The following is a 25,195-nucleotide window of genomic DNA, read 5'->3' on the forward strand; positions in this document are numbered from 1 at the left end:
CTTGGAGAAGACGATATGTACGATCAATTCTACGGATTGCAGGGCCGTCCGTTCCAGCTGACGCCGGACCCGCATTATTATTTCGAGAGCGCGACCCATCGCAAGGCGCTGTCCTATCTGGGCTATGGCCTGGCGCAGGGCGAAGGCTTCATCGTCATCACCGGCGACATCGGCGCGGGCAAGACCACGCTGGTGGGCCATCTGATGCAGACGATCGATCCGGCGCGCCTGACCGCGGTCAAGATCGTGTCGACGCAGGTCGAGGGCGACGACATGCTGCGGCTGGCCGCCCACAGCTTTGGCCTGGCCGCAGACGGCCTGTCCAAGGCGGCGATCCTGCATCAGGTCGAAGGCTTCTTGCATAACCAAGCGCGCGCCGGACGACGCAGCCTGCTGATCGTGGACGAGGCGCAGAATCTGGGCGTTTCCGCGATCGAAGAATTGCGGATGCTGTCCAATTTCCAGCTGGGCGGCCAGTCGCTGCTGCAAATCTTTCTGCTGGGTCAGCCGGAATTTCGCGATCTTCTCAAGTCGCCGGACCTGGAGCAGTTGCGCCAGCGCGTCATCGCCACCCATCATCTGGACCCTATGGCCGCGAATGAGGTCGAACCCTATATCATCCACCGCCTGTCCATCGCGGGCTGGACCGGCAATCCCGCCTTCACGCCGGGCGCCTTTGCCGCGCTCTACGCCGCGACCGGAGGCGTGCCGCGCCGCCTGAACGCGCTGACCAGCCGGGTGCTGTTGCTGGGCGCGATCGAGCAGCTTTATATGATCGACGAGGACGTCGTGGGCGCCGTCGTCGAGGATATGGGGCTGGACACCGATGTGGCCCCGACACCGGTGATGCCATCGGCGCTCGATAGGGCGGAAGACAGCGTGGCGGTCGAGCCGGTCGCCGACGCGGAGGTCGAGGACGAGCCTGTCGTCGATGAGGTCGAAGATGCACAGGTCGCGCCGGATTGGGCGACGGAGGATCTTTCGTCCTCTATTTCTGCGGAAGTGCCTGTCGCGGAGGACGAGCCGGTCGAAGACGAGATCATCGAACTGGACGCTGTATGGACGCAGCCCGCATGGGCCGCCGTAACGGCCGATCCGGTAGATGCTGAGGCCGAGACGGACGAGGAGCCGGAAGAGGTCGCGCCTGCCACGACGAGCACCGTCGCACCTTTTGCCCGGCCGACTTTCGCTGCCTTCGCGCCACCGCGCGCGGTGGAGGCCGAAGCCGAGCCTGCGCCGATCGAGGACGATGTCGAGCATGAGGATGTCGTGGACGCGGAGATCCCGGCGTCAGAGGAGGTGGCGGAAGTCGAAGCCTTTGCCGGGGTCGAACCGATCGCTGGGCCTGACGAACTGACGGAAGCCGAACCATTGTCCTTCGCGGCGATCGACGCGCCGGACATTGCGGCGCTGCGCACCGACATGTCGGGCGAGATCGAAGCGCTGCGGGCCGAGATCGCGTCGCTGCGCGCGGTGCAGTCGCACGCGCCCTTCGGCCAGCCGGTGCAGGCGGAAGTCGATCCCGAAGCGCTCAAGGACTGTTTCACGCTGATCGAGGAGCGGCTGTCTGCACTGGAATTTCGCGCCGAGGAACAGGATACGGCGCTTCGCCGCGTGCTGACCTTGCTGGTCGACTGGGTCGAGCGCGAGGAGCAGATGGTCGACATGCAGGCGGGCGTCGCGGCCTGACGGCGGCTTGCCGACACGCACCATGATAGCCAAGCTGGGAAGATGATGCAGAACGCCCTGTCTGTCGATGTCGAGGATTGGTTCCAGGTCGGGGCGTTCGAAAAGACGCTGCGCCGCGCCGATTGGGACGGTCTGGCGCATCGTGTCGAAGCCAATAGCGACGCGGTGCTGGACCTTTTCGCGCAGGCGGATGTGAAGGCGACCTTCTTCACGCTGGGCTGGGTTGCGGAACGTTATCCCGCGCTGATGCGGCGCATCGCGGAAGCGGGGCATGAGGTCGCCAGCCATGGTTACGATCATGCCCGCGTCTTCACCTTCACGCCCGAACAGTTTCGCGCCGACCTGCGCAAGTCCCGGACGATATTGGAGGATGCCAGCGGGCAGGCCGTGACCGGCTATCGCGCGCCCAGCTTCTCCATCGATCCGCGCACGCCCTGGGCGCATGGGATATTGGCGGAGGAAGGCTATCGCTATTCCTCCAGCGTCGCGCCGATCCGGCACGACCATTATGGCTGGCCCGATTCTCCCCGTTTCGCCTGGAAGCCGGTGGAGGGTTCGCCGCTGGTGGAACTGCCGGTGACGACCGCGAAATGGGGCAAGCGCACTTTGGCGGCGGGCGGGGGCGGCTTTTTCCGCCTGTTGCCCTATGCCTTTTCGCGCTGGGCGATCCGGCAGGTGAACGAACAGGCCGGGCGGCCCGCGATCATCTATTTCCATCCTTGGGAAATCGATCCGGACCAGCCCCGCGTAGCGGAAGCACCCCTGCGATCGCGCCTGCGCCATTATAGCAACCTGTCGGTCATGGCGGACAAGCTGCGTCGCCTGACCCGCGATTTTACCTGGACCCGCGTCGACGCCTTGGCCGATGCGGAAGCGGCGCGCGCGTCATGATGGTCGGCAACGCCGCCGATCTGGGCATCATATCGCTGGATATCGCCGACCCGGCCCAGGCGAAGGCGGCAGACGCTTTCGTCGCCGGGCATGCGCAAAGCACGCCCTTTCACCGCACCGCCTGGCTGCGCGCGATCGCGCAGGCGACCGGCCATCGCGCGCAATTATTCGCGGCTGTTGCTCCATCGGGCGACATAAGGGGACTGCTGCCGCTGCATCATGTAAAGAGCCGCTTGTTCGGCCAGGCGCTGGTGTCCGCCGCCTTTGCGGTGGATGGCGGCATATTGGCCGATGACGACCGGGCAGTGGCCCCGCTTGCCGCAGCCGCACGCGGGCTGTCGGAAGAGAAGGGCGGCGTGCCGCTGGAGTTGCGGGGCGGTCAGGCGCCGGGGGGCGACTGGCGGCGGCGCGAGGGCGAACATGTCGGCTTCGTCCGGCCGCTGGCGGCCGACGACGAAGCGGAATTGCTGGCCGTGCCGCGCAAGCATCGCGCCGAATTGCGCAAGGCGCTGGCCAATGCGGCGCTGCGCGTCGAAACCGGGCGGAGCGAGCGGCTGCTGCGCGACCATTATCGCGTCTACGCCACCAGCGTCCATAATCTGGGCACGCCCGTTTTTCCCGCGAAGCTGTTTCATTGCGTGTTGCAGCAGTTCGGCGAGGATGCCGATCTGTTGGTGGTGCGCGATGGCGATCGGGCGGTGTCGGCCGTGCTGTCGCTTTATCATCATGGGCGGGTGATGCCCTATTGGGGCGGGGGCGTGGCGGACGCCCGTCGGCTGCGGTCCAACGAGCTGATGTATTATCGCCTGATGGGCCATGCCCGTGAGCGCGGCATGACGCATTTCGATTTCGGCCGGTCCAAGGTCGGCAGCGGGCAGGCGGCCTGGAAGAAAAGTTTCGGCTTCGACCCTGCGCCGCGCGTCTATCATGACTGGTCGCAGGACGGGGCGGGGCGGGACGTCAACCCGACCAGCGCGAAATACCAGCGGCGCATCGACCTGTGGAAGCGTCTGCCGCTGCCGATCGCAAACCTGATCGGGCCGCATATCGCGCGGGGGCTGGGATGACCGGCGAGATACTCTTCCTCTGCCATCGCGTTCCTTTTCCGCCCGATCGGGGCGACAAGATACGATCCTATCATCTGCTCCAGCGATTGGCGCAGGTCGCACCCGTCCATGTCGGCTGCTTCGCCGACGACGATCGCGACATGGGTTTTGCAGGCGAGATGGCACAGGTCGCAACCAGCCAATGCGTACTGATGCGCGACCGGTCCAGGCTTGTGGCGGGGCTGACCGGCCTTGCCCGGCAGCAATCCTTGCTGGTGTCGCTGTTCGACCATCCCGGCCTGCATCGCTGGGTCGCCCGGACGCTCGCGGAGCGGCCGATACGCGCGGTCGTCGCCTATTCGGCGCAGATGGCGCATTTCGTGCCGGTGCTGCCGACGGGCACGCGCTTCCTGATGGATTTCGTCGATTTCAATTCCGCCAAATATGCCGCCTATGGTGCGCAGGGTGGTGGACCGATGGGCTGGATCAACCGGCGCGAAGGGCGGATGCTGCTGGATTTCGAGCGGCGGACGGCGGCGCGCGCGGATGTGAGCAGCTTCGTGAGCGAAGCGGAGGCTGCACTGTTTCGCGAAGCCTGCGGCCTTGGTCCCGACCGGGTGGTCGCGATCGAAAATGGCGTCGCGCTCGACTATTTCGACCCGGCGGCGGATTTCCAGACGATCGATCGTGGACAAGGTCCGCTGCTCGTCTTCACCGGACAGATGGATTATCGCCCCAATGTCGAAGCGGTCGAAAGCTTCGTGCGCCGGACCTTGCCCGCGATCCGCGCCGTCCATGCCGACGCCCGTTTTGCGATCGTCGGTCGCAATCCCGCCAAGGCGGTGGAAGCGCTCGCCACGGTGCCGGGCGTGATCGTGTCGGGCGGAGTGCCTGACGTACGCGGCTGGCTGGCGGCGGCGGACGTCGTCGTCGCCCCGCTTCGTATCGCGCGCGGCATCCAGAACAAGGTGCTGGAAGCGATGGCGATGGCCCGGCCGGTGGTGGCTTCGCCGCAGGCGGCCGAGGGCATAGATGCCCGCGACGAGGCGCATTTCCTGGTCGCCGCCGATCCGGGCGAGGAAGCAGCCAAGATCGTTGCGCTGCTCGACGACCCGACCCGGGCGCAGCGCCTGGGCATCGCGGCGCGCGCTCGCATGGAAGAACGGTACCGATGGTCCGCAACGCTGACCCATCTGCCCGACCTACTGTTTGGGGACACCGTTGCAGGCGTCCGCGCAGCGTGACCGGTCGCGCGATCCCGACGAACCGGTCGTCTTCGGCCGATCTGGCAGGCTGGCGCGGCCATCTGATCGCGCTGGGCGTCGTCGGTTTTGCGATCCTGGCGCTGTTCTTCGCCGATGTGCGCAGCATGGTGTCCATCTGGTGGCATGCGTCCACCTTTGGCCATTGTCTCTTCATCCCGCCGCTGATCGCCTGGCTGGTGCAGCAGCGTCTGCCGGGGTTGCGGCAATTGGAGCCGGTCGCCTGGGCGCCTGGCCTTGTGTGGCTGGGCCTGGGGGCTTTCGCCTGGTTGCTGGGCGCGGCGGCCGGTGTTGCCGTCGTCCGCCACGGCGCGCTGATCGTCATGCTCCAGGGCGCGACGATCGCGTTGCTGGGACCGGCAGTCGCGCGGGCGCTGCTCTTTCCGCTGTTCTACGCCTTCTTCATGGTGCCGTTCGGTGAAGAGATCGTGCCGCCGCTGCAACTGTTGACCGCGCGACTGACCATGATCCTGCTCGATCTGTCGGGTGTGCCGGCGCATATGGAGGGCATCTTCATCACCACCCCGACCGGTTATTTCGAAGTGGCGGAGGCCTGTTCGGGCGCGAAATTCCTGATCGCGATGACGGCCTACGGGGCGTTGGTCTGCAATGTCTGTTTCCGCAGCTGGCCGCGCCGCGTGGTGTTCCTCACGGGCGCGCTCAGCCTGTCGGTGCTCGCCAATGGTGTGCGCGCCTTCGCCACCATATTGGTCGCGCATCTGACGACCGTCGACGCAGCCGTGGGCTTCGACCATGTGGTCTATGGCTGGGTCTTCTTTGCGATCGTCATGACGGTGGTCATGGCGGCCGCCTGGCCCTTTTTCGATCGCAAGCCGGGCGATCCCTGGTTCGATCCGCGCGCTTTGCAGGGCGTGGTCAGGCCTATGTCGCGCGCCGACAGGATGGCAGGCGGCGCGCTGGCGATGATCGTCGCCGCGCCGCTCTGGCTCGCCGCCACCGCGGCAGCCGCGGACCCGTTGCCCGCGACATTGTCCTTGCCTGTCATATCCGGCTGGAGCCGCATCGACGCGTCACAAGTCTATCCCTGGAAGCCGCGGTTCGATGGCGCGGACCATTTCGTGATGGGCCGTTATCGCAATGGGAAGGGACAGGTCGTGGACCTCGCCATCGCCGCCTATGCGCGGCAGGACGAGCAACGCGAACTGGTGGGCTTCGCACAGGGCGCAGCCGATCCTGACAGCGAATGGGTCTGGTCCTCGCCCGCCCGCGCGCCCGCCGACGCGCGGGGTGAGCAGATCACCGCGCCCGGTCCAGTCGTGCGGCATGTCGTGAGTTTCTACCGCGTCGGGGAGGACGCACTGTCCGGCAGCAAGCCCGCGATCAAGCTGGCGACGATGAAGGCGCGATTGCTGGGGCAGGACCAGCGCGCTGTCGCGATACTGGTGTCGGCGGAAGATGACGAAGGGCGTCCGTCCGATCTGGCCATATCGGCTTTCCTCGCCGATCTGGGCGATGTGCAGCTTTTGGCTGACCGCAGCGTCGGCATCCGCTAGAGCGATCCCTATGTGCGGCATTGCGGGTATTTTCCATCTCGAAACGGCCAAGCCCGTGGACCCCGTGCGGGTGCGCGGGATGCTGGATGCCATGCCGCATCGCGGCCCCGACGGCAGCGGCATCTGGACCGCGCCCGGCGTAGGGCTGGGCCATCTGCGCCTGTCGATCATCGACCTGGAATTGGGCGCGCAGCCCATGCTGACCGACGATGAAAGCCTGGCCGTCGTTTTCAACGGCGAAATCTACAACTTCGCCGAAGTGCGGGCGGAGCTGGAAGCGAAGGGTCATGTCTTTCGCACGCATAGCGACACAGAGGTCATCCTGCATGGCTATCGCCAATGGGGGGAGGCGTGCGTCGAGCGGTTCAATGGCATGTTCGCCTTCGCCCTGTTCGACGCGCGGGCGCAGGCGCTCTGGCTGGTGCGGGATCGGTTGGGGGTCAAACCGCTGCACTATGCGCTGTTGTCCGACGGCAGCCTGATCTTCGGATCGGAGTTGAAGAGCCTGCTCGCCCATCCGCTGCTGCGGCGCGCGCCGGACCTGTCGGCGATCGAGGACTATATGGCCTATGGCTATGTGCCCGACGACGCCTGCCTGGTGGCAGGCGTGCGCAAGCTGGGCGCGGGCGAGACGCTGCGTCTGGTGCGGGGGCGGCCCTTGACCCAGCCGCAACGCTATTGGGATGTCAGCTTTGCGGATCGGACCAAGGCGAAGCCGGAAGCGCTGGAGGAGGAACTGGTTGCGCTGATGCGGCAGGCGGTGCGTTCGCGCATGGTCGCCGACGTGCCGCTGGGCGCGTTCCTGTCGGGCGGGGTGGATAGTAGCAGCGTGGTTGCGCTGATGGCCGAAGCGTCTGCCCAGGCGGTCAAGACCTGCACCATCGGCTTCGACGTCGCCAGCCTGGACGAGACGGCCTATGCCGATCGCGTCGCCCGCCGCTTCGCCACCGATCACCGCACCCGGATCGTGTCGCCCGACGACTATGGGCTGATCGACCGGCTGGCCTTTCATTTCGACGAGCCTTTCGCGGACGCTTCCGCGTTGCCGACGTTCCGGGTGTGCGAACTGGCGCGCGAACAGGTGACGGTGGCGCTGTCGGGCGACGGCGCGGACGAAGCCTTTGCGGGCTATCGTCGCCATCGTTTCCAGATGCAGGGGGAGCGGTTTCGTTCGTTGATACCGGCATCGGTGCGCCAGCCCCTGTTCGGGACGCTGGGCAAATATTATCCCAAGGCCGATTGGGCGCCGCGTGGGTTGCGCGCCAAATCGACGCTGCTTGAACTGGCAGGAGAAGGCGGTGAGGCCTATGCCGCGTCGGTCGGCGTGACGCCGCTTGGGTTGCGGCAGCGCCTGTTCAGCCAGGACATGAAGAGCCGGTTGGGCGCTTATCGCGCCGAGGATCGGTATGTCAGGGCGATGGCGGATGCGCCCGCGCGCGACCCGCTCGACCGGGCGCAATATGCCGACATCCGCATCTGGCTACCCGGCGATATCCTGACCAAGACGGACCGGATGAGTATGGCCGTCAGCCTGGAGGCGCGCGAGCCGCTGCTGGATCACCGGCTTGTGGAGTTCGCCGCGCGACTGCCGGTGGGCCAGCGAATCCGTGGTAATAGCGGCAAATATCTCCTGAAAAAGGCGATGGAGCCGTTCCTGCCGCAGGATATTCTCTATCGCCAGAAAATGGGTTTCGTCACTCCGATCAGCGCCTGGTTCCGGGGCGCGCTGGCAGGCGAAGCGACGGCCATTGCAGGCGGATCGGCGCTGGCCAAGACGGACTGGTTCGATACCAAGATGCTGGCGAAGGTTGCGGCGGATCACCGATCGGGCGTGTCCGATCATGGCCGGTTGCTGTGGCAGCTGCTGATGCTGGACAAGTCGCTGACGCGATTGTTCGGGGTCTAGGCGCCTACGCTCGACAACCCTTGCAACCCGCTCCCCCCGGTGCCAACGGGGCACATGACGACAATCAGGGCGCAATAGTGACAGTCTCCAAGGAAATCGTGCGATTGCGGCTTTATGCGCTGTGTCTGGCGGGGGACATGGCGGGGCTGTTCATGGCGTTTCTGGCGGCCAACTGGTTCGTGCTGGGCGCGTTGTGGGGCGAGCCGGGCAAGCCGCACGGGCTGGTGATGTTCGCGATGGTCGCGCCGCTCTACGCCCTGCTGGCGGTGCAGGGCGGCGCCTATGGCATCAACACGATCGACAGGGTGCGGCGCGGGATCGTGCGCGCGCTCTGGGCGCTGGCGCAGGCGGCGCTGTTGATGCTGCTGATTGTCTATCTGGGCAAGATTGCAGAGCAGCTGTCGCGTTTGACCTTCATCACGGGCCTGGGGTTGAGCGCTGTCGCGGTGGCGCTGGTGCGACTGGCCGTCGCCCGGCTGGCGGTGCGCGTGCTGGGCGACGTGCCGCATCTGACCGCCGTCATCATGGACGGGGTGAGGATCGACACCGGGCCACATATGGATGTGATCGAAGCGGCGGCGGCCAATCTGCATCCCGGGCGGCATGACGCCGACATGGCGGCGCGGCTGGCCGCAGCGGTGGGCATGGCGGAGCGGGTGATCGTCGCCTGTCCGCTCGATCGGATGGCCGACTGGTCGGCGGCACTCAAATCGCTGTCGGCGCGGGGGGAGATTGTCGTGCCCGAATTGTTGCGTTTCGCGCCTGCGCGGATCGATCAGTTCGACGGGCAGCCGACCATCATCGTCGCGGGCGGCCCCATGCATTTTCGCGATCGCCTGATCAAGCGATTGTTCGACCTGATTGTCGCGACCATCGCGACCATCCTCCTGTCGCCGATCATGATCGGCGCCGCGCTGGCGGTGCGGATGACCAGCCCCGGTCCCGCGCTGTTCCGCCAGCCCCGCATTGGCAAGGATGCCCGGCCCTTCGCCATCTACAAGTTCCGGTCGATGCGGACGGAGGCCAGCGATCATCAGGCCGCGACGCTCACCCGACGCGACGACGACCGCGTGACGAAGGTCGGCGCGTTCCTGCGCCAGACCAGCATCGATGAACTGCCGCAATTGCTCAATGTGTTGAAAGGCGACATGAGCATCGTCGGCCCGCGCCCGCATGCCGCCGCGGCGAAGGCAGGCGACAGCCTCTATTGGGAAGTCGACGCGCGCTATTGGGCGCGGCATTGCATCAAGCCGGGCATGACGGGCCTGGCCCAGGTGCGCGGCCATCGCGGGTCGACCGACCATCATCAGGATCTGATCGACCGGCTCCAGTCGGACCTGGAATATGTCAGCGACTGGTCGGTGTGGCGCGACCTGCGGATCATCGTCGCGACGCTGGGCGTGCTGGTCCATCACAAGGCCTATTGAGCGATGACGACGAACCTGATCCTTGGCGCGGTCCTGCTGCTTTGCCTGATCGTGGTGGTGTGGCCCTTTCTGGTCTACCCGCTGATCCTGCGGACCATGCCGACGCGGCCGGAAACGCCCGTCGACGCGCCGTTGCCGAGCGCCTCCCTGCTATTCTGCGCCTATAATGAGGCGGCGGCGATGCCCGAAAAGCTCGCCAATCTGGCGATGCTCAAGGCGCGGCACCCGAACCTTGAGATATTGGCGTTCGATGACGGATCTTCGGACGGCACCGGCGATCTGATCGCGAGGCAGGGCGATCTGGTGACGCTGGTGCGGGGGCCTGGGCGCAGCGGCAAGGCGCATGGCATGAAGCAACTGGCTGCCCGCGCGCGCGGCGACGTGTTGATCTTTACCGATGCCAATGTGCTGCTGGACGCTGATGCCGTCGACAATCTGCTGGCGCGCTATGCGGATGCGCAGATCGGCGGCGTGCTGGGATCGCTGCACTATGTCGGTGCAGAAGGCAGCGCGACCGCTTCGGTCGGGTCGCTCTACTGGCGCATCGAAGAGAAGTTGAAGGACGAAGAATCACGCACCGGCAATGTGCTGGGCGCGGACGGCTCCATCTTCTCGATCCGGCGCAGCCTCTATCCCGATTTCCCGGACAGCGTGCTGGACGACCTGACCGTGTCGATGGCGGTGCTGTTTGCAGGCAAGCGGCTGGTGAAGGCCAAGGATGTGATCGCGCGCGAGCGGCTGGTGACGGGGCGTAAGGATGAATATCGGCGCAAGGTGCGGATCGCGGCGCGCGCATGGCACACGCATAGGCATTTGCGGCCGCAGTTGCGGCGGATGTCGGCGCTCGACCGCTTCAAATATGCGTCGCGCAAGATCGTGCGCTGGTTCGGCGGGCTGTTCATCCTGATCGGAGCGGTCGCGGCGGGGGCGCTGGCGTTGCGGATGTCGCCTGCGCTGTATCTGGCGGGCGCGCTGGGCACGGCGCTGGTGATCTGGATCGGCGTGCGGGCGAAGAGCGGACCTTTCGCCGCACTGGTCGACGTGCTGATCGCCTATGCCGCGACTTTGCAGGGCGTGGGCAAGGCGATGACGGGGCGCACCGTCACCATATGGAACCCCGCCCAGTCCCGCTGAATCAGTCCCGCTGAGCTACTGCCCCTTCATATAAACCCGCTTGCCGCCGATCCAGGTTTCCAGCACCTGCGTCTGACGGATGTCGGCCGCCCGCGACGTCGAAATGTCGCGGTCGATCAGCAGGAAGTCGGCGCGCTGGCCGGGCACCAGGCTGCCGAACTTCTTCTCCGCAAAACCGGCATAGGATGCCTGGCGCGTGAAGCCGTCCAACGCGGCGTCGAAGCTGACGCGTTGTTCGGGCATCCACCCGCCCGCAGGTTCGCCATTGGCGTCTTCGCGGCTCATCGCGACGGCGATGCCCGCGAAGGGATTGGGGCTTTCAACCGGCACGTCGGAGCCGAAGGCCAGTGGCACCTTGTTGTCCAGCATCGCCTTCCACGCATAGGCCCCGTTTAGTCGGGCCTCGCCCAGCCGCGTCGTCGCCATACGCCAGTCGGACGCCTCATGGACCGGCTGCATCGATGCGACCGCGCCCAGCGGCCCGAAGCGCGGGAGGTCGGTCGGCGTCACGATCTGCGCATGTTCGACCCGCCAGCGCCGGTCGCCCTTGTAGGTATCGTTCAGTTCCTCGATCGCGTTCAGCAATTCATGATTGGCCGCGTCGCCAATGGCATGGACGGCGACCTGGAAATTATCCATCGCCGCGCGGCTCATATAATTGCGAAGCTGCGTGTCGGGGATCATCGGCAAGCCGCGCTGCCCCGGCGCGTCGGCATAGTCGGCGCGCAGCCATGCGCCGCGCGACCCGAGCGCGCCGTCGAGCAGCAGCTTCACGCCGCCCATGCGCAGATGATCGTCATAGAGCCAGGGCGTCGGCTCCGGCCCGGCGATCAGCACCATATTGTCGATGCCATAGGCGTAGGACATGATCCGTACGCGCAGCGCGCCACGATCGGCCGAACGACGGAAGGCCTGCCAGTCATCGATGCTGGTGCCCATGTCCGCGATGCCGGTGATGCCCATCGACAGCAGCGCGCGCTGCGCCTTCTCCAGGGCGATGTCGCGATCCTTGGGCGCGGGCGGCGGCACGACCTTTTGAATGAGGTCCATCGCCTTGTCCACGAAGACGCCGGACGGCTTGCCCGCCGCGGTTTCGATGCGGCCGCCCATCGGCGCCTTGGTCGCTGGCGTGATGCCCGCCGCGCGGATCGCCGCGCTGTTGGCCCAGCCCGCATGACCGTCGACCCGTTCCAGCCAGACCGGGATATCACCCACGGCGGCGTCGAGTTCGGCGGCGGTGGGGAAGCGGCCCAGGCCCCATTTTTCCTGGTTCCAGCCGGTGCCGATGATCCACTTCCGCCCGACATTGGCCTGCGCATAGGCACGGATCTTGGCCTGCGCCTCCGCCAGCGATCGCGTGTCGGACAGGTCGAGCGTGATGAGCGACAGGCCATAGCCCATGACATGCCCATGCGCGTCAATCAGGCCGGGGATCAGCGTCTTGCCGCCCGCATCCAGCTTGAACGCCAGCCCCTTGGGCGGTTCGGGCCAGGGGTGACCCTTTTTCGGCTTTTTGGGCCGTTCATATTTGGGTTCCTGATAGCGGCCGGGCAGCAGCTTTTCGACCTTGCCATCATCATCGATCATCAGTGCGGCGAAACGCACGAGCTTCCCGTTGGCGTCGACCGCGATGCCGTTCACATTGTCGATCACGCCCGCAGCGAGCGCGGGGAGGGGCAGGGTGAGTGCGGCGATGGCCGCCAGCCACGCGGCCTTCATGCGCGGGTGATCCGGCGGACCAGTGCGCTGGTGTCCTGACGATTGCCGCCCAGCGCCTGCACGTCGGCATAATATTGGTCGATCATCGCCGTCACCGGCAGCGTTGCGCCATTGGCGCGCGCCTCTTCCAGGGCCAAGCCCAGATCCTTGCGCATCCAGTCGACCGCGAAACCGAAGTCGAAACTGTCCTGCGCCATTGTCTTCCAGCGATTGTCCATCTGCCAGCTTTGCGCCGCGCCGCCGGAAATCGCCTCGAATACCGCGTCCAGATCCAGTTCGGCCGCCTGGGCGAAGCGCAGCGCTTCCGACAGGCCCTGCAGCACACCGCCGATGCAGATCTGGTTCACCATCTTGGTGGTCTGGCCTGCGCCCGCACTGCCCACATGAACGATCCGCGCGGCATAGGCCTGCATCACCAGCTTGGCGGCGGCCACCGCCGGTTCGCTACCACCGCACATGACTGAAAGCCGTCCGTTCTCTGCGCCCGCCTGGCCGCCCGACACGGGGGCGTCGACGCTATGGATGCCCCGGCTTTCACCTTCCACGAACAGCTGGCGCGCGATGCGGGCGGACACGGTCGTGTGGTCGATGAACAGACCGCCTTCCTTCATCGTCCGGAAAACGCCTTCGCGGCCTAGCGTGATCTGCGACAGATCATCGTCATTGCCGACGCAACTGATGACGATATCCGCCTCTTCCGCGGCCTTGGCCGGACTGATCGCCACCGCCCCGCCATAGGTTTCCGCCCACAGCTTCGCCTTGCCGATGGAGCGGTTGTAGACGGTGAGGCTATGCCCCGCCTTGGCCAGGTGCCCAGCGATCGGGCCGCCCATGACGCCCAGGCCGATAAATGCGATAGTAGCCATATGCCTCATACTATTGATGCGTGCGCGCCTGCCATAAGGCCAGTTTTCCGACAGGGCCAGTTCCTTCGCCCGCAATTTTCGTTTAGGGCGCGATCATGAATACGCTCGCCAAGATCGAAAGCGCCCTGCCGCTCCCCGTCACTGTCGATGACATCCTTGCCGCGCGGACCCGGATTGCGGGTTCGATCGTTAAGACGCCGACGCTGATCAGCCAGACGCTTTCGAACATGCTGGGTTGCAATGTTTACCTGAAATTCGAAAATCTTCAGTTTACGGCCGCCTATAAGGAACGCGGCGCGCTCAACCGCCTGATCCAGCTGGACGACGCGGCCAAGGCGAAGGGCGTCATCGCGGCGTCCGCGGGCAATCATGCGCAGGGGCTGGCCTATCATGGCAAGCGATTGGGCGTACCCGTCACCATCGTCATGCCGACCACGACGCCTACGGTTAAAGTCACGCAGACGCAGGGCCATGGCGCAACCGTGGTGCAATATGGCGAGAAATTCGACGACGCCTATGCCCATGCCCGTATGCTGGAAGTCGAACAGGGGCTGACCTTCGTCCATCCGTTCGACGAGCCCGACATCATGGCCGGGCAGGGCACCGTCGCGCTCGAAATGCTGGAGGATGCGCCGCAGATCGACACGCTGGTCATCCCGATCGGCGGTGGCGGCCTGTTTTCCGGCATGGCGACCGCGGCGCGGGCGATGAAGCCCGACATCCGGCTGATCGGCGTCCAGGCCGAGCTGTATCCGTCCATGTATGATTTCATCAAGGGCGCGGACCTGGCCTGCGACGGCGATACGTTGGCGGAAGGCATCGCGGTCAAGCAGCCGGGCGAACTGACCCGCCGCTTCGTCGAGCGGCTGGCCGACGATGTGCTGCTGGTCGACGAACGGCGGCTGGAAGAGGCGCTCAGTCTGTTGTTGCAGATCGAGAAGACAGTCGTGGAAGGCGCGGGCGCTGCTGGTTTGGCGGCGCTGCTCAGCTATCGCGAGCAGTTTGCCGGGCGCAATGTCGGTCTGGTCCTGACCGGCGGCAATATCGACACGCGCCTGCTGGCCAATGTGCTGCTGCGCGACCTCGCGCGATCGGGGCGGTTGGCGCGCCTGCGCATCATCTTGCAGGACCGTCCCGGCGCGCTGTTTCATGTCGCCCGCATCTTCGATCAGGAAGCGGTCAACATCTTGGAACTGGCGCATCAGCGCATCTTCACCAACCTGCCGGCCAAGGGGCTGACCCTGGATGTCGAGTGCGAAACCCGCGACAGCGCTCACCTGCAACGGCTGATTTTGGCGCTGGGCGAAGCGGGCTATGAGGTCGCCCCGATCGAGGTCGCCTGACCGTCGGCAAGGGGTTCCAACTTTCGTGGTAAATGCCCTTTTCAGCGGGCGCGCGCGGCGGCATAGTCGACCCTATGATCGAACCCTGCCGTCGCCGTGAAATGGAGCCTGGAGCGTGACAGCCGCCTTCCGCTTTCCGCGTTTCTTCGTGACCAATCCCAGCCCTTGTCCCTATCTGCCGGGCAAGAGCGAGCGCAAGGTGTTCACCGAACTGAGCGGCGACAACGCGTCAGAGCTTAACGACGCGCTGGGCCGAATCGGTTTTCGCCGCAGCCAGAACGTCGCCTATCGGCCCAGTTGCGCGGACTGTTCGGCTTGCGTGTCGGTGCGGGTGGTCGCCAGCGAATTTCAGCCCAATGCAACTCAGCGCAAGCTGATCCGGCGCAACAGCGATCTTGAGGTCACGGCCTGCAAGCCCTGGTCGACCGAGGAGCAGTTCGCATTGCTCCAGCGCTACCTGACGGACCGCCATCCTGGCGGCGGTATGACCGAAATGGATGAGATGGATTTTGCCGACATGGTCGAACAGACCCCGGTCGACAGCCACATCATCGAGTATCGCGAGCCGGGCGTCGACGGTCGTCCCGGCAAATTGATCGGTGCGTGCCTGACCGATCGGCAGGGCGATGGTCTGTCGATGATCTACAGCTTTTTCGATACGAAGCTGGAGCATCGGCCGGGCCTGGGCAACTATATCATCCTGGATCACATCACGCGCGCGGCCAGCGCGGGCCTATCCTACGTCTATCTGGGCTATTGGGTCGACGGATCGCAGCGCATGCAGTATAAAATCCGTTATCGCCCGCTCGAAAAGCTGAGCCGTGCCGGCTGGGTGCGGTTCGATCCCCACGAACAGGCGCAGGCCATTCGGGGCGTCCAGCAACGCGACGAGCCGCCGCTTCCCCTCGAACTGGTCGGCATGTTTCGCAAATAGGCACGGCTAGGGATTGTAGGCCGTCAACGACGGACATGACAATGACTGTCATGTCTGTAGCGGCAGCAAATTTTTTACTTTCTCCGCCCATTCTCTCTTCATGAGCGGCGAAAGATATATCGGACCGGAGGCGGGTTTTGGACCGCTTCGCTGATCGCCGTTTTCACGATGGCTGGTTGACGCCGGGCGACGACGTACTCGCGCGCAACGCGTTTCCCTATGACAATGCATTACTTCTATCGCCGGTGTTTGATCGCGTTTCGCCGCCACTGCTGCGCTGGGTCGCGGATCATCGCGGCCGTTTGATCGCCGTGGAACGGGAAAGCGATCGCGCCCTTCCGCGATTCGTGACCGATCCCATGACCCTGGGTTGGCGCGCCCTGTTCTCGCCTGAGGATCGCCGCACGTTGCTGGCCATGACACGCGCCGGCGATCGTCCCCAACCAGTGACGCTTCGCATCAAATGCGCGGATGGACAGGCACGTTGGTGCCTGATCCGCATGATGCGCCTGATGACGCCCGGATGCCAAACGCACTGGTATGGCACGGTGGAGGATGTGCACGACCGTCACGATCGGGAGGCCCGCATTCTGGCCGCGGCGCTGGCCGAAAGCTGCGATCATTATCGCGCGTCGGTCGAACTCAACCCGCAGGTTCCCTGGACCGCTGACCCGGACGGCAACGTCCAGGAAGTAGGACCACGCTGGTTCGACCTGACCGGCATGGCGCCGCACCAGGCCGCCGGTACCGGATGGCTGGGTGCGGTGCATCCCGACGACATGCAGCGGGTGGTGGCGATCTGGCGTGGGCATTTGTCGAGCGGCGCGCCTTTGGATGTCGAATATCGCATTCGTCTGCGCAATGGCGGTTATCGCTGGATGCGTGCGCGCGCGTCCGCGCGCCGTCATAGCAATGGGTCTGTCCTGCGCTGGTACGGCACGCTGGAGGATGTGCATGCCGAACGACTGGCGCAGACGGCACTGAGCGACAGTGAAGAGCGGTTCCGTCTGGCGGTCCAATCGGCGTGCCTGGGCATCTGGGATTTCGACTGCGTCACTGGCGTTCGTACCTGGTCTGCCGAATTTCGCCGGATGTTGGGGTTGGGCGATCATCAACCGGCCACCACCGAACTGGCGCTGGCCGTTACGCACCCGGAGGACCGAGAACGCCTCCAGACGATGTTGGACGCCGCGGCCGCAGGCGTGGTTCTGCCAAATTTCGAAACGACGATGCGGATCTACCGCGCGGATACCGGTGCACTGCGCTGGATACGGAGCACGGGCTGGACGACGCGATCGGATGCCGGTCGCCCGCTCCGCATCGTCGTGACCTTTCGCGACGTCAGCGAGGAGAATGAAGCCGAGGCGCGGATCCGCTGGGCTGCGACCCATGATCCGATGACGCGCCTGCCCAACCGGGCGCTGTGGCAGGCGACGCTGGAAGAGATGGCCGCGCGGGCGACGGTCGACGGCACAAGTTTTGGGCTGCTGCTCCTGGATATCGACGACCTCAAACGCACCAATGACGCGATGGGGCATGATGCGGGCGATGCGCTGCTCTGTGCCTTTGCCGAACGGTTGGCGTCGGTCGCGCCGATCGATGCTGTGCTGGGGAGACTGGGTGGGGACGAATTCGGGCTTGTCGCGCCGTCCCTGACCGACAGTGCATCGCTGGAACGGTTCAGCGCGTCGCTGATCGACAGTCTGCGCATACCCTATGTCCATCAGGGCCGTTCGCTCCATTGCGGCGTCAGTATCGGCGGGGCCGTGTTCCGCGACCATGCGAGCCGGGCGGACGATCTGCTCAAGGCGGCGGACCTGGCGCTTTACGCGTCGAAAGGCGCAGGGCGCGGGCGGCTCACCCTTTTTCATTCCCATCTGCGCGCCGAAGCGCAGCAGCGCAGTTCGATGATCCGCATGGCGCGCCAAGTGGTCGCGGACGATCTCGCCATCCCCTATTACCAGCCGCGCGTGGACATGCGCAGCGGTCAGGTGCTGGGCTATGAAGCGCTATTGCGCTGGCATCATCCCCGCATGGGCGTGCAATTGCCTGGTAGCATCGCTGCCGCCTTCAACCATGGCGAGATCGCGGTGGCATTGACGCAGAAGATGCTGAACGCCGTGCTGAACGATGTGCAGCGCTGGCTGGAGGCTGGCTTCGATCCGGGGCGGGTCGCCATCAACGCCGCGGCGGCGGATTTCGCCAGCGGCGACTTTGCCGACCGGGTGCTGGGCCTGCTGGATCGCGCTGCCGTGCCGACCGCCCATTTCGAAATCGAGGTGACGGAAAGCGTCTTTCTGGGGCGCGGCGCGGATCAGGTGGCGCAGGCTTTGCGACACTTTTCGGATGCCGGGGTGCGTGTGGCGCTGGACGATTTCGGGACCGGATTTGCGTCGCTCACCCATCTGAAGCAATTCCCGGTGGATGTGCTCAAGATCGATCGCAGCTTCGTCAGCAACATCCATCAGGATGCTGGCAATGCGGCGATCGTCGATGCGATCGTCAAACTGGGCGGCAGTTTCGGCATGGAAGTCGTCGCCGAGGGCGTGGAGACGGCGGCCGAAGCTGACTTCCTGCTGGATCAGGGCTGCATCGTCGGCCAGGGCTTCCATCTCGGCCGCCCGCAGCCGGTTCATGCCGTCGCGCCGCCGCGGGCAGGCAGCAAAAGGGGGCAGGCCTCTCATAAGGCCGCCCCCTTCTTTCCCAGGGCCTTGGCGCCATCGGTCCTTATTTACAGCGGCAGTTCCGGACCGCCCGTCGACGCACAGGCTTGCGCGCTACGGTCTCGGTAACATAGCTTGTCGTCGTCGTGGTCGTTACGGCGGGCTGTATGGTCACGGTCGTCACGACGGGCGCGGGATAATAATAGCCGCCCGATATGTAGCCGCCACCGCCCTGCGTGACCACTTGGCCCAGGCCGCCCGACCAATGCGCACCACCGGCATAAGGCGGCGCGTCATAATCGACGCCCGCGCCGCGTACGTCCCCTTCGAACCGACCGTCATAGGTGCCGCTCACCTGCCGACCGTCATCGGTCGTCCAGGTGCCGGTCCAGTGGCCTTCATATGCATTCTGGGGATAGTCATTGCGTGTGGTGACGCTGTCGTCAGCATAACCATAGCCATCATCATAGCCGACGCCCGGGCGGGGGGCGGTCCGCCGCGACGCGGCGCATTTTCCGCCTTGTCGATCGCCATGCCCGCGACGGCGCCTACGCCTGCGCCGATCAGCGTGCCTGCGGTACGGTTGCCGCGTCCCGCGATGCGATTGCCCGCAACGCCGCCGACCACAGCGCCGATCGCGGCCCCACCCACGCCATTGTCGCGGCGCGGTTCGTCATAATAGCCGTCTTCATCGGGGCGATATCCGCCCTCATAACGGCCCCAGTCGATATCGCTGCGCGAATCATAGACCCGGCCATAGCGATCGGTCATGACCGCATCGTCATAATAGCGCGACCAGCCATAACCATAAGCCGGAGCAGGCAGGCCATAGGCGCCATAATTGACGATGGAATAAGAGGGGCTGACCCAATAGCGCGGCAGGACATAGCCATAGACCGGGCGCTGATAGCCACCCCATCCACCCGGCGCGCCCCATCCGGCGAACCAGCGGCCATTCTGGCGCGGTCCCCAGCGATGCCCGCCGCCATTCCAATTGCCGCTGCTCCACTGGCCGCCGGGGCGAGGACCGTGAACGCCGGGGCGCGGGCCGGAATTCCGCATTGCCCCGCCAGGGCGCGGTCCGCTCCAGCTTTTGCCCATCACAGGCAGCGACGCGCCTGCGCCACCGGATGCGGCCGCTGGAGCAGCGAATCCTGCCAGCGCTGCACTTGCCCCCAGCAGGAGAAGAGTTGGCGTTCGCATGGTTAACACTCCCTGTTCTGACATGGCGTGCGAACCGGATGCGCAGGCCGAAATCCTAACGCATCATTTAGCATGCTGATCCGCGCCGATCCACGATCCCTGCCGCATTATCCTGTCCCGAAACGGGGCGGAAAGGGAAAGTGGAGCGGGCGATGTGCAGGAAAGAGGGTTAACCCGTCAGCCTATCCGCCCCGCTATGCGCGCCGCCAAAGCCTCCAGCCCGCGCTGGTCATCCGAGTCGAAACGGGCGGCGAGGGGGCTGTCCAGATCGATGACGCCGACCAGGTGACCGTCTCGTAGGACAGGGACGACAATTTCCGATGCACTGGCTGCGTCGCAGGCAATATGGCCGGGGAAGGCGTGGACATCCTCGACCAACTGGGTCTGGCGCGTGGCTGCCGCCGTGCCGCACACACCCCGGCCCAGCGGAATGCGGATGCAGGCAGGCTTCCCCTGAAATGGCCCCAGCACCAGTTCATCGTCCACCATCCGATAGAATCCTGCCCAGTTCAGGTCGGGCAGAAATTGCCAGAGCAGGGCCGACAAATTCGCCATATTGGCGACCGGATCAGGCTCCGACGCAGTCAGCGCGTCGGCGGCCGACAATAGGTCGGCGTAGAGGGTGGGCTTGTCGGCAGCGACGGATGCAAAGTCATACATGCAGTCTATATAGGGCTGCGTCAGCCTATCGCAAACGGCGGGCGTTAGACTATGGTTAACGCTGATGCGTTAGGCAGGCGCGGACATGCGCGCGCTAATCCTCTCCTCCACTTGGCTTGCCTTCACCCGCTTTGCGATCAGCGGCGGGCTGGCGGCTTGCGTGGCGATCATCGTCTATGCAGCCTGTGCGATGATGATGGGGTTGCACCCGCAGGTCGCGAACCTCCTAGCCTATATCGCTCAGTTGGGTGTCAGCTATCGGCTGCATCGCAGTTTCAGCTTCGCCGACGCGCAGTCCGGGGCGGGCAGCATCGCGCGTTATTGCGCCCTGTCCCTGGGGGCGTTCGCCTGCAACAGCCTCTGGGTCTGGATTTGCACTCGTGGCCTGCATTGGCAGCCTTGGACGGCCTTGCTACCCATGATCTTCGCCACCCCGCTGGTGACGTTCCTGCTGGCCAGACACTGGGTATTCGCCAAGCGTAACGGCAGGAATTGAGGGTTCCTTAACCATATGCCGATAGCGCCTGATCAGCATATCTGAACGGGGGAATCATGACCGACGGGACCATCAAGAGGCGGCACGCGCCCTTTCTCCTTTATGGAGTGCTGATGTTCACCCTGGGCATTGCGATCTATCTTCTGGGCGTCCTGCTCGTCATTCCCCGCTATCTTCTGGGCCTTTATGCGCTACTCGATCCTGTCGCCATCTGGCTGGTATGGTATAGCGGCGTGCCCATCATGCTGGGGCTGGCTTTGGCTCTGTTCGACATACTCGTCCTGTTCGGCGGCAAGAAGCCTGACATGCCCGTGCGGTTCGAGCCGGTTCAGCGCCGCCGTGTCACCGTGGCGCTGACGGCCTATAATGATGAGAACAGCATCGGGCCTGCGGTTGAGGATTTTCTGTCGCATCCGCTGGTCGAACGGGTCATCGTTGTCAGCAACAACAGCAGCGACCGGACGCTGGAACGGGCCATCGAGGCCGGGGCCATCGGCTATAACGAACTTCAGCCCGGTTATGGGCGTTGCGTCTTCCGTTGCCTGGAAGAGGGCGCGCAATATCTGGACACCGAATTCGTCGTCCTGTGCGAAGGGGACAGCACCTTTCGCGCCTATGATATCGAAAAGCTGCTGGCCTATGCCCCGCATGCCGACATCGTAAACGGCACGCGGACGGTGGAGCCGCTGCGCCAATATATCACTCAACTCAGCACCTTCATGTTCTACGGCAATATCTTCGTCGGAAAGCTGCTGGAGGCAAAGCATCTTGGGCGTGGCACTATCACCGACGTCGGCACGACGTACAAATTATGCCGTCGCGATGCGCTGGTGAAATTGCTGCCCCGGCTTAACCCGGCGGTCAATCTGGAATTCAACGCCCATTTCCTCGATACCGCGCTGGGCGAAAATTATGTGCTGCTGGAATGTCCCATCACCTTCCATCCGCGCGTCGGGCTGAGCAAGGGCGGCAACGTCAATAACTGGCGCAGCTTCGTCGTTGGTATGCGCATGATATCGGGCATGCTCAACAACTGGAAACAACCGGCGTGAGCGGCGATTATCATGGATCGCGGCTGAACGAAGACAGCCGACGCGGGGCCGTATGGCGGGCGTTGTGGAAATATTATTTTAGTCGCCATGTCCGCCCCGATGATTGCGTGCTGGACATGGGCGCGGGCTATGGCGACTTCATCAATACGGTCGTCGCCCGGCGCAGGATCGCGCTGGACATCTGGCCTGCCATGCCGGGACATGTCGCGCCCGGCGTGGAGACGATCGTGGGGCCGGTCGAAGATTTGTCAGCCATCGAAGATGGCTGCGTCGACTATGCCTTCGCCTCCAACCTGTTCGAGCATCTGACGCGGGAGGCGCTGGTCGCTGTGCTGGCCGCCCTTCGGGGGAAATTGTCCCCCGCAGGATGCCTCACCATATTGCAGCCCAATTATCGCTATGCGTATCGCGAATATTTCGACGATTATACACATCTGACGGCCTATTCCCATATCAGCCTGCCCGACATGCTGTCGGCGCATGGATGGGATATTGTGGCGGTGCATTCGCGCTTCCTGCCGCTCAGCATCAAGTCGCGTCTGCCGTCCTGGTCGATCCTGATCGGCGCTTATCTACGTTCGCCCTTTAAGCCGATGGGCAAGCAGATGCTGGTCGTTGCGCGTCCGAAGGCGGAACCGGCATGAACGGGCAAGTCGCATCCGTGCCCACCCACCGGCTTCGTGGGAGCTTGCCCAAGCGGCGGCTGGTGACAGCAGGGCTGGCAGTTATCTTCCTGCTCCTGCTCTGCCATCTCCTGTCCCTGCTGTCCTATATCGGCTTTGCACTGAACTATCCCTTCCAGCTCGATTATGGCGAAGGGATCGTCTGGCAGCAGGCGCGCAACATCTGGGCGGGCGAAGGCTACGGGCCGCTCCAGATATTTCCGGCGATAGTCTATCATTATCCGCCGGTCTATCATCTGACGTTCGAAGGGCTGGCGGCCCTCACCGGCCTGGACGAGATGATCGCGGGTCGCCTCGTTTCGATTGCATCCTCCGCACTGACCGCTGTGGTCGTGGGCATGCTCACAAGCGCGACGATCGGAAACGCCGAAACCGTCAGGACGCGCATCCTATGCGGCGCTTTTGCGGGCCTGCTCTTCCTGTCCTGCGTGCCGGTGCGCATGTGGACGCCGCTGATGCGCGTAGACATGCTGTCGGTCCTATTCGGCGCTGCCGGACTGTGGTTCGTGCTGCGCGCATTGTCGCGCCCGCACTATATCTACGTTGCCAGCGCCATGTTCGTACTTGGCCTGTTCGTGAAGCAGATTTCGGTCGCGCCGCCCGCCGCTGCGTTTCTGGTGCTGCTATTCACGCATCGGCTACTGGCGGTGCGCGGGCTGGCCGCTGCGCTTGTCATGGGCCTGTCGGGATTGGCGGTCGAACAATGGCTGAACGGCAGCGAATTTCTCCGTCACATCGTCGGCTATAATGTGAACCGCTTCGCGCTCAACCTGTTGTGGGAAATTTTGCTGCCGCAATTGGCGATCCATGTGGCGGCGATCGGGCTGGCGGTGGTCGGCGGCATGGCGGCATGGAGTCATGTCCGTCATATCATCCATGACGCAGGGGCTATGGCGGTTGCACGCCGCCGCGTCGCGGATGATCCCAGGGCCACTCTGACGCTGATCCTGATCGCCTTTCTGGGCCTGAAGACCGTTCTACTGGCGGCGATGGCCAAGTCGGGCGCCAACTATAATTATATGGTGGACTGGTTCTCCGGCATCGCCATTTTTGCCGGGGTGGCGATCGCGCCCTATGTTGCCATTGCCTTGGGCGGGGCGATGTCCACGCCGCGATCCCTGTTGGTGAAGTTGCTGTTTCTCGCGCTGCCGGGCCAATTGATCGCCATGTTCGCGCTGTATGATGGACAGCCCGCCACGGCTTCGATCGGGGAAAGGCTGCGTCAAAAACAACCGATAGTGGACATGATCGCAGCCAGCGATCGTCCGGTCATATCCGACGACATGACATTTCCCATTCGCGCGGGCCGAAAAGTGCAGTGGGAATCAGCAATAACCGCTGAACTGGGCGCAAAAGGCGTCTACGATCAGGACGGCTTCGCACGGCTCGTGCGGGCACATTGCTTTGGTTTCTTCGCTATCGACGGCATATTGGGTCAGGGCGTATCTCTCAGCCGCTATCAGCCGGTCGTGATCGCGGCGATCAGGGACGCCTATCCCCACACGCGCGACGTGGGCAAATATACGCTGCATTTCCCCGCCGCTCCGGCCGATCCCGCCCTTTGCGCTTCGGTGCGCTGATCAGTCCATCTGTACCCGGCCGCGCCCCTGTTTCACCGAACTGCGCGCTTTCTTCGCGTCGACGCGGCGAGCCTTGGCGGCCTTGCCCGGCTTGGTCGCGATGCGCCGGGCGTCGCGGACATGCGCCTTGGCGATCATCTCGGCCAGCCGTTCGCGTGCGTCCTGCCGGTTCGCCTCCTGCGTGCGGAAGCGGGACGCCTGGATCACGATCTCGTTCGCGGCGGTCAGCCGCGATCCGGCCAGTTCCTTGAGCTTGCGATAGGCATAGGGCGGCAGAGCCAGCTTGAAGAGGTCGACGCGCAACTGCACCGTCGTCGCCACCTTGTTGACATTCTGTCCCCCGGACCGCCGCCGGTGATGAAGCGCTCCTCCAGCGCATCATCGGGAATGTCAAAGCCCGACATTGTCCAGCAAATCCTGGCCAAAGCCCGCCGCGGCGAAAGTCGCGGGCAGGGGGGCGGTCGCCTCCGCCGCAGGCTTGTCGCCGCGCGGCATGCTGAGGAAACGGCTGTGCAGCAGCATCGCGCCTTCGCCGTCGCCATAGACCGGATCGCCGACGATGCCAAAGCCCAGGCCATGCAGCGCATGGACGCGGATCTGGTGGGTGCGCCCGGTTTTTGGGGCGAAGGCGATCAGCGACCGGCCGTCCTTCTCCGCGATCTTGCGCCAATGGGTGATGGCGTTCTTGCCCGCCCTGGCCGGGATCATGCGCCAGCCTTCCGCTGCCGTACTGACCTTGCCGAGCGCAAGTTCGATCACGCCTTCATCCTCGCTCGGCACACCCTCGATCACCGCGACATAGCGTTTGACGACCGTGCCAGCCTCGAACGCGGCGGCGAAGCGTTTGTGCGCCTTGGGATTGCGCGCCAGCAACAGGCAGCCGCTGGTGTCGCGATCCAGCCTGTGGACCGGCAACGGCCAGCGCTGGAACCCGAAGGTCAGGGACGCCAGATGATTTTCCACCGCCAGCGATCCATCACGCGGCGCGTCGACCGGCAGGCCCGAAGGCTTGTCGAGGATGAGGGCTTCGCCATCGATGAACAGGACTAGGTCGGAAAGCAGGGACAAGAGGCGTGATCCGATCGGGAGGAGGAAATGGGACGGGCAATTGACGCGCGCGCGGCTTC

At 64.6% G+C, this 25,195-nt stretch carries 20 protein-coding genes and 2 pseudogenes; 15 read left to right on the forward strand and 7 right to left on the reverse strand.

Annotated elements, in window-relative coordinates; translation table 11 throughout:
• Positions 1 to 15: 15 nt before the first annotated feature.
• The 8 genes and pseudogenes from U5A82_RS09995 to U5A82_RS10030 form a co-directional block, all read left to right on the forward strand.
• Positions 16 to 855 (forward strand): annotated as a pseudogene (locus tag U5A82_RS09995) (XrtA/PEP-CTERM system-associated ATPase); the annotation flags it as partial.
• An 876-nt stretch (positions 856 to 1,731) separates the two neighbouring features.
• On the forward strand, positions 1,732 to 2,580 hold the full coding sequence (locus U5A82_RS10000) for an XrtA system polysaccharide deacetylase (protein WP_326290540.1): 849 nt from the start codon (positions 1,732 to 1,734) through the stop codon (positions 2,578 to 2,580).
• The gene (locus tag U5A82_RS10005) at positions 2,577 to 3,647 is read left to right on the forward strand and encodes a FemAB family XrtA/PEP-CTERM system-associated protein (protein ID WP_326290541.1); all 1,071 of its coding nucleotides are present in this window, start codon (positions 2,577 to 2,579) and stop codon (positions 3,645 to 3,647) included. The genes U5A82_RS10000 and U5A82_RS10005 overlap by 4 nt, the downstream gene beginning before the upstream one ends.
• Positions 3,644 to 4,870, forward strand: a complete 1,227-nt coding sequence (locus tag U5A82_RS10010; protein WP_326290543.1) for a TIGR03087 family PEP-CTERM/XrtA system glycosyltransferase — start codon at positions 3,644 to 3,646, stop codon at positions 4,868 to 4,870. Before U5A82_RS10005 ends, U5A82_RS10010 begins: the two co-directional genes overlap by 4 nt.
• Entirely contained in the window at positions 4,867 to 6,402 is a 1,536-nt protein-coding gene (gene xrtA, locus U5A82_RS10015; RefSeq protein ID WP_326290545.1) for an exosortase A, read from the forward strand. The genes U5A82_RS10010 and xrtA overlap by 4 nt, the downstream gene beginning before the upstream one ends.
• A 10-nt stretch (positions 6,403 to 6,412) precedes the next feature.
• Positions 6,413 to 8,308, forward strand: a complete 1,896-nt coding sequence (locus U5A82_RS10020) for an XrtA/PEP-CTERM system amidotransferase (protein ID WP_326290547.1) — start codon at positions 6,413 to 6,415, stop codon at positions 8,306 to 8,308.
• Between the two features lie 77 nt (positions 8,309 to 8,385).
• On the forward strand, positions 8,386 to 9,735 hold the full coding sequence (locus tag U5A82_RS10025; protein WP_326290548.1) for a sugar transferase: 1,350 nt from the start codon (positions 8,386 to 8,388) through the stop codon (positions 9,733 to 9,735).
• A 3-nt stretch (positions 9,736 to 9,738) separates the two neighbouring features.
• Positions 9,739 to 10,869, forward strand: coding sequence for a glycosyltransferase family 2 protein (locus U5A82_RS10030; protein ID WP_326290550.1), 1,131 nt, complete (start codon positions 9,739 to 9,741; stop codon positions 10,867 to 10,869).
• A gap of 15 nt (positions 10,870 to 10,884) precedes the next feature.
• On the opposite strand, the gene U5A82_RS10035 is transcribed toward U5A82_RS10030, so the two are convergent.
• Complete coding sequence (locus tag U5A82_RS10035) at positions 10,885 to 12,588, reverse strand: amidohydrolase (protein ID WP_326290552.1); 1,704 nt, start codon at positions 12,586 to 12,588, stop codon at positions 10,885 to 10,887.
• Positions 12,585 to 13,454: an NAD(P)-dependent oxidoreductase gene (locus U5A82_RS10040; protein WP_326290554.1), complete on the reverse strand. Its 870-nt coding sequence runs from the start codon at positions 13,452 to 13,454 to the stop codon at positions 12,585 to 12,587. The genes U5A82_RS10035 and U5A82_RS10040 overlap by 4 nt, the downstream gene beginning before the upstream one ends.
• Positions 13,455 to 13,549: 95 nt before the next feature.
• Between U5A82_RS10040 and U5A82_RS10045 the strand changes: the two genes are divergently transcribed.
• From U5A82_RS10045 to U5A82_RS10055, 3 genes are all read left to right on the forward strand, one after another.
• A complete protein-coding gene (locus U5A82_RS10045; protein ID WP_326290555.1) occupies positions 13,550 to 14,797 on the forward strand; it encodes a threonine ammonia-lyase in 1,248 nt (415 codons plus the stop codon).
• 115 nt (positions 14,798 to 14,912) lie between these two features.
• Positions 14,913 to 15,731 (forward strand): arginyltransferase, encoded by an 819-nt coding sequence (locus tag U5A82_RS10050; protein WP_326290557.1) that lies wholly within the window; start codon positions 14,913 to 14,915, stop codon positions 15,729 to 15,731.
• A 137-nt stretch (positions 15,732 to 15,868) separates the two neighbouring features.
• On the forward strand, positions 15,869 to 18,523 hold the full coding sequence (locus tag U5A82_RS10055; protein WP_326290559.1) for a sensor domain-containing protein: 2,655 nt from the start codon (positions 15,869 to 15,871) through the stop codon (positions 18,521 to 18,523).
• Here U5A82_RS10055 and U5A82_RS10060 read toward each other — a convergent pair.
• From U5A82_RS10060 to U5A82_RS10070, 3 genes are all read right to left on the reverse strand, one after another.
• Positions 18,459 to 18,749: a hypothetical protein gene (locus U5A82_RS10060; protein ID WP_326290560.1), complete on the reverse strand. Its 291-nt coding sequence runs from the start codon at positions 18,747 to 18,749 to the stop codon at positions 18,459 to 18,461. The two genes, U5A82_RS10055 and U5A82_RS10060, sit on opposite strands and share 65 nt — an antisense overlap.
• Positions 18,746 to 19,597 (reverse strand): RcnB family protein, encoded by an 852-nt coding sequence (locus U5A82_RS10065; RefSeq protein WP_326290562.1) that lies wholly within the window; start codon positions 19,595 to 19,597, stop codon positions 18,746 to 18,748. The genes U5A82_RS10060 and U5A82_RS10065 overlap by 4 nt, the downstream gene beginning before the upstream one ends.
• Positions 19,598 to 19,774: 177 nt before the next feature.
• Positions 19,775 to 20,257, reverse strand: a complete 483-nt coding sequence (locus U5A82_RS10070; RefSeq protein ID WP_326290565.1) for a GAF domain-containing protein — start codon at positions 20,255 to 20,257, stop codon at positions 19,775 to 19,777.
• Positions 20,258 to 20,342: 85 nt separating this feature from the next.
• Here U5A82_RS10070 and U5A82_RS10075 point away from each other — a divergent pair, with 85 nt between their 5' ends.
• The 4 genes from U5A82_RS10075 to U5A82_RS10090 are packed head-to-tail and all read left to right on the forward strand — an operon-like array spanning position 20,343 to position 24,068.
• Positions 20,343 to 20,753, forward strand: coding sequence for a GtrA family protein (locus U5A82_RS10075; protein ID WP_326290566.1), 411 nt, complete (start codon positions 20,343 to 20,345; stop codon positions 20,751 to 20,753).
• A 56-nt stretch (positions 20,754 to 20,809) separates the two neighbouring features.
• Positions 20,810 to 21,805 (forward strand): glycosyltransferase, encoded by a 996-nt coding sequence (locus U5A82_RS10080; RefSeq protein ID WP_326290568.1) that lies wholly within the window; start codon positions 20,810 to 20,812, stop codon positions 21,803 to 21,805.
• Positions 21,802 to 22,449: a class I SAM-dependent methyltransferase gene (locus U5A82_RS10085; RefSeq protein WP_326290570.1), complete on the forward strand. Its 648-nt coding sequence runs from the start codon at positions 21,802 to 21,804 to the stop codon at positions 22,447 to 22,449. The genes U5A82_RS10080 and U5A82_RS10085 overlap by 4 nt, the downstream gene beginning before the upstream one ends.
• A complete protein-coding gene (locus U5A82_RS10090; RefSeq protein WP_326290572.1) occupies positions 22,446 to 24,068 on the forward strand; it encodes an ArnT family glycosyltransferase in 1,623 nt (540 codons plus the stop codon). Before U5A82_RS10085 ends, U5A82_RS10090 begins: the two co-directional genes overlap by 4 nt.
• Here the strand turns inward: U5A82_RS10090 and arfB are convergent.
• Together arfB and U5A82_RS10100 are read right to left on the reverse strand one after the other, a co-directional pair.
• A pseudogene (gene arfB, locus U5A82_RS10095) lies at positions 24,069 to 24,472 on the reverse strand (alternative ribosome rescue aminoacyl-tRNA hydrolase ArfB). It lies immediately after the preceding gene.
• Positions 24,459 to 25,136: an RluA family pseudouridine synthase gene (locus U5A82_RS10100; RefSeq protein WP_326290574.1), complete on the reverse strand. Its 678-nt coding sequence runs from the start codon at positions 25,134 to 25,136 to the stop codon at positions 24,459 to 24,461. Before U5A82_RS10100 ends, arfB begins: the two are co-directional and overlap by 14 nt.
• Positions 25,137 to 25,195 lie beyond the last annotated feature (59 nt).

The sequence above is a fragment of the Sphingobium sp. CR2-8 genome (assembly GCF_035818615.1).
GTDB lineage: Bacteria > Pseudomonadota > Alphaproteobacteria > Sphingomonadales > Sphingomonadaceae > Sphingobium.

Bases quoted from the DNA above. Each gene is read 5' to 3' on its own strand.
- U5A82_RS10045 (WP_326290555.1), top strand. From the start codon at position 13,550: ATGAATACGCTCGCCAAGATCGAAAGCGCCCTGCCGCTCCCCGTCACT.
- U5A82_RS10070 (WP_326290565.1), bottom strand. From the start codon at position 20,257: ATGTATGACTTTGCATCCGTCGCTGCCGACAAGCCCACCCTCTACGCC.
- U5A82_RS10010 (WP_326290543.1), top strand. From the start codon at position 3,644: ATGACCGGCGAGATACTCTTCCTCTGCCATCGCGTTCCTTTTCCGCCC.
- U5A82_RS10080 (WP_326290568.1), top strand. From the start codon at position 20,810: ATGACCGACGGGACCATCAAGAGGCGGCACGCGCCCTTTCTCCTTTAT.
- U5A82_RS10005 (WP_326290541.1), top strand. From the start codon at position 2,577: ATGATGGTCGGCAACGCCGCCGATCTGGGCATCATATCGCTGGATATC.
- U5A82_RS10090 (WP_326290572.1), top strand. From the start codon at position 22,446: ATGAACGGGCAAGTCGCATCCGTGCCCACCCACCGGCTTCGTGGGAGC.
- U5A82_RS10075 (WP_326290566.1), top strand. From the start codon at position 20,343: ATGCGCGCGCTAATCCTCTCCTCCACTTGGCTTGCCTTCACCCGCTTT.
- U5A82_RS10030 (WP_326290550.1), top strand. From the start codon at position 9,739: ATGACGACGAACCTGATCCTTGGCGCGGTCCTGCTGCTTTGCCTGATC.
- U5A82_RS10000 (WP_326290540.1), top strand. From the start codon at position 1,732: ATGATGCAGAACGCCCTGTCTGTCGATGTCGAGGATTGGTTCCAGGTC.
- U5A82_RS10065 (WP_326290562.1), bottom strand. From the start codon at position 19,597: ATGCGAACGCCAACTCTTCTCCTGCTGGGGGCAAGTGCAGCGCTGGCA.
- U5A82_RS10020 (WP_326290547.1), top strand. From the start codon at position 6,413: ATGTGCGGCATTGCGGGTATTTTCCATCTCGAAACGGCCAAGCCCGTG.
- U5A82_RS10040 (WP_326290554.1), bottom strand. From the start codon at position 13,454: ATGGCTACTATCGCATTTATCGGCCTGGGCGTCATGGGCGGCCCGATC.
- U5A82_RS10035 (WP_326290552.1), bottom strand. From the start codon at position 12,588: ATGAAGGCCGCGTGGCTGGCGGCCATCGCCGCACTCACCCTGCCCCTC.